This window comes from Microcoleus sp. Pol7_A1, assembly GCF_036701085.1.
In the GTDB taxonomy this organism is placed as follows: domain Bacteria; phylum Cyanobacteriota; class Cyanobacteriia; order Cyanobacteriales; family Microcoleaceae; genus Microcoleus; species Microcoleus asticus.
The window spans coordinates 55,553-64,066 of record NZ_JAUBQD010000041.1 but is presented as its reverse complement, the minus strand read 5'-3'; the positions used below and the strand labels follow the sequence as shown (position 1 = coordinate 64,066).

Genomic DNA, 8,514 nt, shown 5'->3' with positions numbered 1-8,514 from the left:
ATCGTTTTTCGATCGTTTTTCGATCGTTTTTCGATCGTTTTTCGATCGTTTTTCGATCGTTTTTCGATCGTTTTTCGATCGTTTTTCGCTCGTTTTTCGCTCGTTTTTCGCTCGTTGTTGGTCGTTTTTAGCTAGGCATTTATGAACTACCCTGCTTGGAAGAATAATTTGGAATCCTCGTTTTTAGATAGCGACCCATCGGCGGTTGATAAGCGTCCTTTAGTGTTGGCTGTAGACGATAATCGCGACAACTTAGAGCTGCTGACACAAATACTCGATTTATTCGGCTGCGAGTGCATGGCAGCCGCGGACGGCTACGAAGCTCTTTCAGCAGCAGTCGATCGACCTCCCGACCTAATCGTACTCGACATTTGCCTGCCGGATATAGACGGTCTAGAAGTAGCAAAGCGCATCCAAGAAAACCCGGATCTCAGACATATTCCGATTGTGGCTGTCACAGCACTAGCAAAAGCAGAAGACCGCGATCGGATTCTCCAAGCCGGCTGTGTTGAATACATTTCTAAACCTTTTAACATCAAGGATTTAGAAAAAATTATCCACCAGCACATCAACTCTCCGACGTTAATGGTGGAGTTTTAGGTTGAGTTTTAGACTGGGAACTAGAATCGCGAACTTTAGGTGCAGACTCCAAAATTGCGATCGTTCCGGTGCGGCCGGTCTCCAAGGTCGCATCGCTGAGCAAATCAGTTACTCCCACACCCAAAACCTCTTTGATTAAGTCTTTCAGTTGCCCCTCTAGGACTGATTCTAATTCCGTTCGCACCTGCAAAGCCAAATCTTGCTGACCGTTCTCAGCCAGCAGTTTTTCTGGTTTAGTAACCCCATTTTCCATAATAATTATCAATTTGTTATCCAAAAGATGGCATAGCGGTTGACTCGTTTGTTGTCCGAGTTGAGAACGGTACAAAGCTTGAATTCTCTGCGAAAGACTCCGTTCTAATTTCCCGCGAGTAGGTTCTAAGGTTTCCCCGGTCATATTTTTAATAAAAAAAAGATAACTCAAAAACACACTTATTGAAAAAGGAAGTTCGGCAACGAGCAATGTACGGCAGGTAAAGGAGGCAAGAAGTCAGAAGCCATATAATATTTTATGTTTCAGCAGCAATGAAGAACGTCCTCATCGTCAGGACGATTGCTAAGCCCAGGCGCATCTAAATTTTACAGTCAAGTTAGATGAAATTATTGTGGGGTATCTCGCCCGCCCGAAAAATACAGCGCCAGATGCAGAACAGCTTATAACAGTTAACAGTTAAATGGTAACTGTTAACTGTTAACTGTTAAATGTTAGCAACAACTGTCGCGCTAGCCTACAGTAACTTGATTAGTTTCCACCCCAGTTGCACCCTTGACACCTTTAGCAATTGTTACCAGCTTGGTGACAATTGCCTGATCGGGAACTGTACCTTTGAGAACCACCGTAGAGCCGTGTTGAGCCACATAAACAGTCTCAATATCTGCAACATCTGGATTTGCATCAAAAGCCTGAGCCACCCGTTTAGCTAAACCGCTTTCATCGTATTCTCCATTCAATCCCATGCGTTCCGCCGGAACTGTCTGAGCGCTCGCAGCAGGTTGAGCTTGAGCTTGAGCTTCAGCTACAGGTGCTTGGTAAGCAGGAGCGTCAACAGTTTCTTGATTTTCAAGTTTTTCTAAACCAAACAATCTTTTTAGCCAACCCATAGAGTTTGTCCTCCCACAAAGTTTGTGTTAATTGACGTGTTAATTGACAGGTGGCACGTCGCGGTGCAATTGTTAATCTCAATACCAGGAATTACGATCGCACTCTGGAACGCAGAAACCTGGTTTTTCTACAAAAAACTATCTTCCAGACATCCGCCCCGGTAGAAAAACCCGGTTTGTTGAGTTTGGTGCGCAGTCGTAAATACAATTTACTGTTGTACAACTTCGCCCATCATCTGCCTGGAGACATAAATTCTCCGGCGCTCAAACAAATACCTGCGCTGACCATTCCGGCAAATCAAACTTAAACCCTTCTTCCCCAACTTCTACAATTTTGTTGTACATCCACTCGCGCCAAGTTCCTGCTGCCGGAAAGTTAGGAATGCAGTAACCAGATAGATAAGTATCCGAAAAATTTCCCACAACTACTGCTCGCGTTCCCTCATCGCTCCAGCGGCAGTAAGCGAGGACTTTGGCTTCGGCATTTTCGTGGAAAAATTCAATATTTTTCGTGTAAAGTGCCGGGAATTTTTCCCGCAGCCGAATCACGTGTTTGTAGTATTCCAACAACTCATGATTTGGCTGATTTTCCAACAAAGACCATTGCAGTTTATTCGGCTGGTTGGGAGTTTGCCGAGTGGACTCTCCAAACTCTTCCCCCATCCACAGCATCGGTATTCCTACTGCGGTTACTAACAAAACCGCTCCCAATTTAGCTTGTTTAAAAGCAGCTTCTCGGTCGAGATTCCGAAAGCTTGCTTCCGCCAGCAAGTGGGATCGGTCGTGACTGGCTAAATAATTGATAACATTAGTTGTTTTTTGATAGCCTTGTTGTTTGGCATCCAGAGCTTGCTTGAGCTTTGCGAGATCGCAACGATCCCCGGCGAAATTTTCTATGGCAAAAATGCGAAAACTTTCGTGCCAGCAACCGTCCATCGACCCGTCCGCAGCCACGAGTTCGGTAAGTTCGGGAATGTGTTCTGCTATGTTGTAAAATGGCTTGTCGCCGGCGGTTTTTTTCGCTTCGCGAGTTATCCAGTGCAGGAAATCTCGATTGTCCAACTGGCGCACTGCATCGTAGCGAATGCCGTCGATATGATATTCTTGAATCCAGAAATTAATGACATCGCCGATGAATTTCCAAGCGGGACGAATGCCGAGTTTTGAGTCGAAGTTCTCGCAGTTAAACTCCGGGCCCCAGTAGTTAGCGGGATCTTCGGGATAGTGTTTGTCGCGGTAGTACCAATAATTGCGATCGATGAGCAATAAGGGACATTCTTCATCGCAGTGGTTGTAAATGCCGTCCAGAATCACGCGAATGCCCCGCCCGTGGCATTCGTCAATCAATTGCTTCAAATCTGCGGTTGCACCGTAGCTGGACTCTACGGCAAAGAAATCGCGGACTTTGTAGCCCCAGCTATAATCGCCCGGATATTCATTAACTGGCATTAGTTCGATCGCATTTATCCCCAAATCGCACAGATAATCTAATTTCTCGATCGCCTGCTGGAATTTACCGCCGCTGTCGGAACCATCTGTGCCGCAAAAATCAGCAACGTGCAGTTCGTAAATAACTAATTCTTCATTTTCGGGGAGTTTTTTGTCGTCGTGCTGCCAAACATAGGTATCAATAATTCGCGCGCCTGCTTTGATGCGAATTGTACTTGTATTAGTAGTGCGGTCAATTTCAGTAGCGTAGGGATCGTTGACTTCTACCCATTCGTCGGGTTCACAACAGGGACTTTGCGATTGAACTCGGAATTTGTATTGATAAATACCGTCTTCTAACTGAATTTTAGTGCGGAAATAACCTCTGTCATCTTTTTCTAAAGCAATTTCTTCCCACAAGCAAAAGGAGCCGAGCAGTGTAGCTGCTTTGTTGTTGGGAGCGAAGAGTTTAAATTCAATTGCAGCGGCCGTGAATAGCTTGTTTGCAGAACTTATAACTGTGATTAGTATTCATTGTTACCATTTTGTAAATCTGTCGCCATCGTTCTTAAGAGTTAAACCTGTAACTCTTCTGTTGTCAGGTGTCCAGAGGCGCACCCGGAGGATTTAGTAGTACGCACCCTAGCGGTTGAGTAAGGTGCGCGCCTGAGAACCCGGAGGCCCGATTTAAATCAATCAAAAAGGTAGTTAAAGTAACAAAAAATTGTGAAGTGCTGTTTATGAAAAGTAATTTAACTTTTGATAACTAGATAAATCGTGATAAGAGTTTAAAGTTTGTAACTAAAGGAACATTTTTTAGCTTACAGAGCTAATACTGTAGAATGATGTGATTTTAGGCGGAAAAAGCGAGGATCGGCTTGTAATTATCAGGCAAGAGAAACCAGAAAAATGAATCCTTTATTCAACTGGATTTTCGGGCGATCGACTTTAACTCAAGTTTGAGCCGAGAAGAGCAATGATTATTTTTGCTTATGCCTTGGTAACACTTGTTTTATAGTTCTTGACTGGCAAACTTTGCAGAACCAAAATCAGCTTTAACGACTGCTGCTACCTCAGTAATTGGTAATCGGTGAAAATCTCATCCGTCCCTGTTACCCGTTAGATATTCCGAGCAGCGGCTCTAGGGTTCTAAAAGTTTAATTGGGGATGTTGACGAATTACCCTTACTGTAAAAATCTGGAGTGTTAAAAATGCTAAAACAAATGTGCTGGTTGCCCAGATTGGGAGGCAATGGAGAAAAGATATTGCACTTGCGCACGGAAGCCCGTCAAGCGTGGCGGCCTTACACAGCTTTTCCGCAGTTCGCTGCACCCGACTACCGGGAACCGGGCGGTTCTAACGGATGGGCAACATTTCAGAAGCTGAGAACTCAAGGGTGGAATTTAATTTCGACTGAAGAAGGGCAGCAGTCGATGTTTGGCGAACAGAAAAGTGCTTAAAAAACCACAAACCGCAATAAAAAAAGAAGAGGAGTTTACCTCTTCTTTTTATTAGTTCTCAACGAAGTACCGGGGTTTTTAAACCCTGATATTTCCTTGAAGCGGTAAGGTGCGCACTGCCCACCCTACATAATTTTGACATTTACTATGGCGGCGTTGGAAGTAAATTAGGCGATCGCCGTTGCCCTGTCTGCTGTATTTGTTACGTTATCGAACACCGGCTGGTGAGTTTTCAAGTTAAACCGGTATCCGTGGGGGAGGATGTGCAACTTGGCGCCGCAAATCGCTAAACCCTCATCCTTCAACCGTCCATCTATATTGTCGTGGAGTTTTTCCGACTCGTCGATGATTGTTACAGCGCTTTCGCCAATAACTTCCAACTCGTCACCGTTGACTAAAATAGCTGTATTTTCGTCAATACCAAATCCCAACACGGCCGGTTGCAGCAAGAGTGCGGTAACTAAGCGTCCCAGACGACCTCGCTGGGCGAAATGCTGGTCGATGACAACTCCTGGGAGGAAACCCATTCCCGGGCCCATTGCTACCACATCAACGCGGGGATTTGTCTCGGAGTCTCCTTCAATAATCATCATGTCTGGCATCATCGCTGCGCCGGCACTCGTGCCGCCAATGATAATCCCTTCAGAGTAGCGTTTGTGCATAGCTACGTCCAGTTGGGTGTCTTTCAAGCAGCTAATAATCCGCGCTTGATCTCCGCCGGTAAAGAATATGCCAGTCGCTTGTTCGATCGCTTCTAAATAATCGGGATTTTTGGCATCTTCCGGTGTCTGGGTATCAACAACTCGCACATCTTCAGCGCCGAGTCGCTCAAACACTCGGATGTAATTATCTCCTACTTCTCCCGGCAAGCTGGTCGCAGCAGTCATGATCACAATGTGGGCTTTAGTGCCTCCGGCGCAGCGCAAGAATTCCCGCAGAATTTTACACTCCCCCTCTTTGTCTTCTGCGCCCCCAATAATTAGCAACTTTCCCTGATTTCCGTTGCTCGCCATATTATCTCCAGTTTTAATTTATTAAATTTCACTAAACCACAAAATTTTTCCTTCTGAAAACTGCCAAAAGGTATAGATAGATACACAAAATTATCTGAATTTGCTGATTCCCGGACGCACAAAACTCAAGGGATCTGGGGTTTGTTTACTCGGGCCGCGGGCTGTAAAGATGTTTTTGCTAAAAAAAATCTACCCCCCCTAACAAAATATAGGAGGGGTCAAAAAATGAGTTAAATTACAGGACTTACGCGCGCTGGTCATAAACTCGGTTTCTGACTGGATACTTCCCTCATAACCTCTTATTTCTCGTAAAAACCGGGTTTATGAGCGTAAGTCCTAAATTAGTCCGATCGCCCGTTAGTGCGATCGCTCGATCAAATTGCTCAATACCGTACGCGCCCGTTCTAAAGGTAGGTGTCTGGGTTTGCCATTCCAGACAATCTGATATTCGTTGCTGTTTTGACCATCGCCGTAGCCAGAAATTAGCTTCCGGTGAAATGCTTCCTCAGCTAATTCGTGAACTTGATCCCTGAGAGCAGTTTGTGCGAGCTTCATAAATTTGCTGCCTCTTAAATTCTCCTTCACAGTCATAAACAATTATAAGTGGGCAATAAGTGGGCAGTGCACCTCTCAAAAGTTAGAGCTTTTTTTCTGGAGGGCAAGGAAGTAGAGTTATTAGTTATAGGTGCTTAGCTATAGGTGCTTCGTCATCAGTGCTTAGTTAGATATTGAAGGAAGAAGAAATATTTTCCCACTCTTCCCCTCTCCCCATCTCCCCCACTTCCCCACTCCCCCTCTCCGCCACTCCCGCGATGCTGAAGGCAGAATTGGTCGGAGTGTTTGTATCAACTGCTACTGCAATATCTATGCCTGCGGGTAGTATCTAATGCACCGACAAGAGAGTTAATGTGAAAAATTGACGAAAAGGAGGTTAGAAAATGCTGCAAGAAAAAAGCACCGAAACAGCGCGGGTCAATGCTCGAAAAACAGATGTTTTTGATGTTTTCAACTTCAAACACTATATGGGGCCAAACCCTTATTTAGGAACAGCGGCTTTAGTTTTCGATTTGGCGGTGACGGGCGCGAGCGAACCTTTGCCGATCGCACATTACCATGAAATTATTAGCGATCGCTACCCGCAACTCCTGCAGGAAACTTTCTCAAACCACGCCGAACTGTTCGGCCGTACCGCTTCAGAAGTTGCAAAACTCGACATGGGTTTGCACTTCCAACACTGGAACGTCAAGCCGTTTTCTCAGTTTAACAGAATTAGCATAGAAGCAGTTCACGCCCGCAGCGCCAGAGCCGTAGTTTACGCTGTTTGGGATTGGTTTGAAGCCATCAATCAAAATCAAGATTTTCCCTTGGAATCACAAATAGACACGCTGCAAAATATGTTCCGGCAGTCTGTTTACGGAGGCCCGACAGTTTATTCGTTAATGCGAGCGGCATCGCAAAAAGGCATTCCCGTATTTTATTTGTGGGATGAAGGATTGATGCAATACGGGTACGGGAAAAAACTCGTGCGCGGCTCTGCAACTACTTTTGATTCTGACAGCCACTTAGACTCCGATTTTACCACGCGCAAAGACGATTGTAAAGCTTTTCTCGCTACATTAGGATTTCCTGTTCCCAAAGGCGATATCGTCTCCACAGAAAGCGGAGCTCTGGCAGTTGCTAAAGACATTGGCTATCCAGTTGCTGTCAAACCAGTAGTCGGTCATAAAGGAATTGGCGTCACAGCAGATATCCGAGATGCTGAGGAATTGCAGGCCGCTTTTAAAAGAGCTGTTAAGGCAATTCCCGAAACAGAATCGGTGCGAGTAATTGTGGAAAATAGCATCAAAGGATCGGATTTTAGGCTGCTGTGCGTTGACGGCAAATTTGTTTCGGCAACTGAACGCCGACCCGCTTGGGTAACAGGGGACGGCGACTCAACAATTCGCGAATTGATCCGCCGTGAAAACCGCAAATCCCAACGTTTGGATACGCCAACTTCGGCCCTGAGCAAAATTCAGTCCGACGAATCGATGGAAATGTATCTGGCAGAACAAGGGCTGTCATTGGATAGTGTCCTAGAGGGCGATCGCACTGTATCTCTGCGCAAAGTCGCCAATCTTTCCGCAGGCGGCGTCAGCATCGACGCTACCCAGACTATTCACCCGGATAACATTGTTTTGGCTCAAGATATCGCCCTACATTTTCGGTTAACTTGTTTGGGGGTGGATGTGGTAACAGAAACTCTCGCCAAATCTTGGAAAACAGGCAATTTTGGGATTCTCGAAATCAATGCCGCGCCGGGAATTTTTATGCACCTCAACCCGGCTGTCGGTGAAGGGGTTGATGTGCCTTCCCATATTATCGAAACTTTCTTTGACTCGGGAAAATCAGCCAGAGTTCCGATTATTACTTTCAACAAAATTTCGGTGCAAGAACTGCAAGAAACAATCGACCACATTTTGTTGCAGCATCCCGATTGGACGATCGGTGCTGTTTGTCGCGGTGGACTTTTTGTCAACCGTTCTGAAAAAGTTTTGCATAAGAATTACAATCTTAACGTGCAAAGTTTGCTGCGGAATCCCAAGCTCGATTTGTTAATTGCTGAATATCCCGGAAATATTTTGGAAGCTGAGGGAATGTTTTATCAGGGGAGCAATATGGTGGTCCTGGACAATCCGGGGGAAACTGAGATGATGTTGAGCAGAGAAAGCACTGATGACGATACTGTTGTGGTGAGGGAAGAAAATAGTATTTCTATTCGCCGCCAGGGGTTGATCGAACAGTATACTCTGGGAGATGGGGAACCGTTTACACGGGTTTATTTGAAGGAAATAGGGACTGTTTTGTAACCTGTTCCACATTTAAGTTGGCTTTGTGGGGCGGGTTTTGAGTACCCGCCCCACCAGATAAAG

At 45.5% G+C, this 8,514-nt stretch carries 9 protein-coding genes; 4 read left to right on the top strand and 5 right to left on the bottom strand.

Annotation, left to right across the window (positions count from 1 at the left end; all coding sequences use genetic code 11):
* Window positions 1-141: 141 nt before the first annotated feature.
* Window positions 142-600 (top strand): response regulator, encoded by a 459-nt coding sequence (locus QUA20_RS21365; protein WP_333191027.1) that lies wholly within the window; start codon window positions 142-144, stop codon window positions 598-600.
* Here QUA20_RS21365 and QUA20_RS21360 read toward each other — a convergent pair.
* Both QUA20_RS21360 and QUA20_RS21355 read right to left on the bottom strand, forming a co-directional pair.
* Window positions 569-997 (bottom strand): DUF2294 domain-containing protein, encoded by a 429-nt coding sequence (locus QUA20_RS21360; RefSeq protein ID WP_333191026.1) that lies wholly within the window; start codon window positions 995-997, stop codon window positions 569-571. The genes QUA20_RS21365 and QUA20_RS21360 overlap by 32 nt on opposite strands.
* Before the next feature lie 326 nt (window positions 998-1,323).
* Window positions 1,324-1,701 carry a BON domain-containing protein gene (locus tag QUA20_RS21355; protein WP_333191025.1) on the bottom strand — a complete coding sequence of 126 codons (378 nt, stop codon included), beginning with the start codon at window positions 1,699-1,701 and terminating at the stop codon, window positions 1,324-1,326.
* Window positions 1,702-1,751: 50 nt separating this feature from the next.
* Between QUA20_RS21355 and QUA20_RS21350 the strand changes: the two genes are divergently transcribed.
* Window positions 1,752-2,009: a hypothetical protein gene (locus tag QUA20_RS21350; RefSeq protein WP_333191024.1), complete on the top strand. Its 258-nt coding sequence runs from the start codon at window positions 1,752-1,754 to the stop codon at window positions 2,007-2,009.
* Here the strand turns inward: QUA20_RS21350 and QUA20_RS21345 are convergent.
* Complete coding sequence (locus tag QUA20_RS21345) at window positions 1,966-3,609, bottom strand: alpha-amylase family glycosyl hydrolase (protein WP_333191034.1); 1,644 nt, start codon at window positions 3,607-3,609, stop codon at window positions 1,966-1,968. The genes QUA20_RS21350 and QUA20_RS21345 overlap by 44 nt on opposite strands.
* A 731-nt stretch (window positions 3,610-4,340) precedes the next feature.
* Here QUA20_RS21345 and QUA20_RS21340 point away from each other — a divergent pair.
* On the top strand, window positions 4,341-4,589 hold the full coding sequence (locus QUA20_RS21340) for a hypothetical protein (protein WP_333191023.1): 249 nt from the start codon (window positions 4,341-4,343) through the stop codon (window positions 4,587-4,589).
* A 167-nt stretch (window positions 4,590-4,756) separates the two neighbouring features.
* Here QUA20_RS21340 and QUA20_RS21335 read toward each other — a convergent pair whose 3' ends face one another.
* Together QUA20_RS21335 and QUA20_RS21330 are read right to left on the bottom strand one after the other, a co-directional pair.
* The gene (locus QUA20_RS21335) at window positions 4,757-5,602 is read right to left on the bottom strand and encodes a cyanophycinase (RefSeq protein WP_333191022.1); all 846 of its coding nucleotides are present in this window, start codon (window positions 5,600-5,602) and stop codon (window positions 4,757-4,759) included.
* 357 nt (window positions 5,603-5,959) lie between these two features.
* Window positions 5,960-6,157 carry a hypothetical protein gene (locus QUA20_RS21330; RefSeq protein ID WP_333191021.1) on the bottom strand — a complete coding sequence of 66 codons (198 nt, stop codon included), beginning with the start codon at window positions 6,155-6,157 and terminating at the stop codon, window positions 5,960-5,962.
* Between the two features lie 383 nt (window positions 6,158-6,540).
* Between QUA20_RS21330 and QUA20_RS21325 the strand changes: the two genes are divergently transcribed.
* Window positions 6,541-8,451 (top strand): ATP-binding protein, encoded by a 1,911-nt coding sequence (locus tag QUA20_RS21325; RefSeq protein ID WP_333191020.1) that lies wholly within the window; start codon window positions 6,541-6,543, stop codon window positions 8,449-8,451.
* Window positions 8,452-8,514 lie beyond the last annotated feature (63 nt).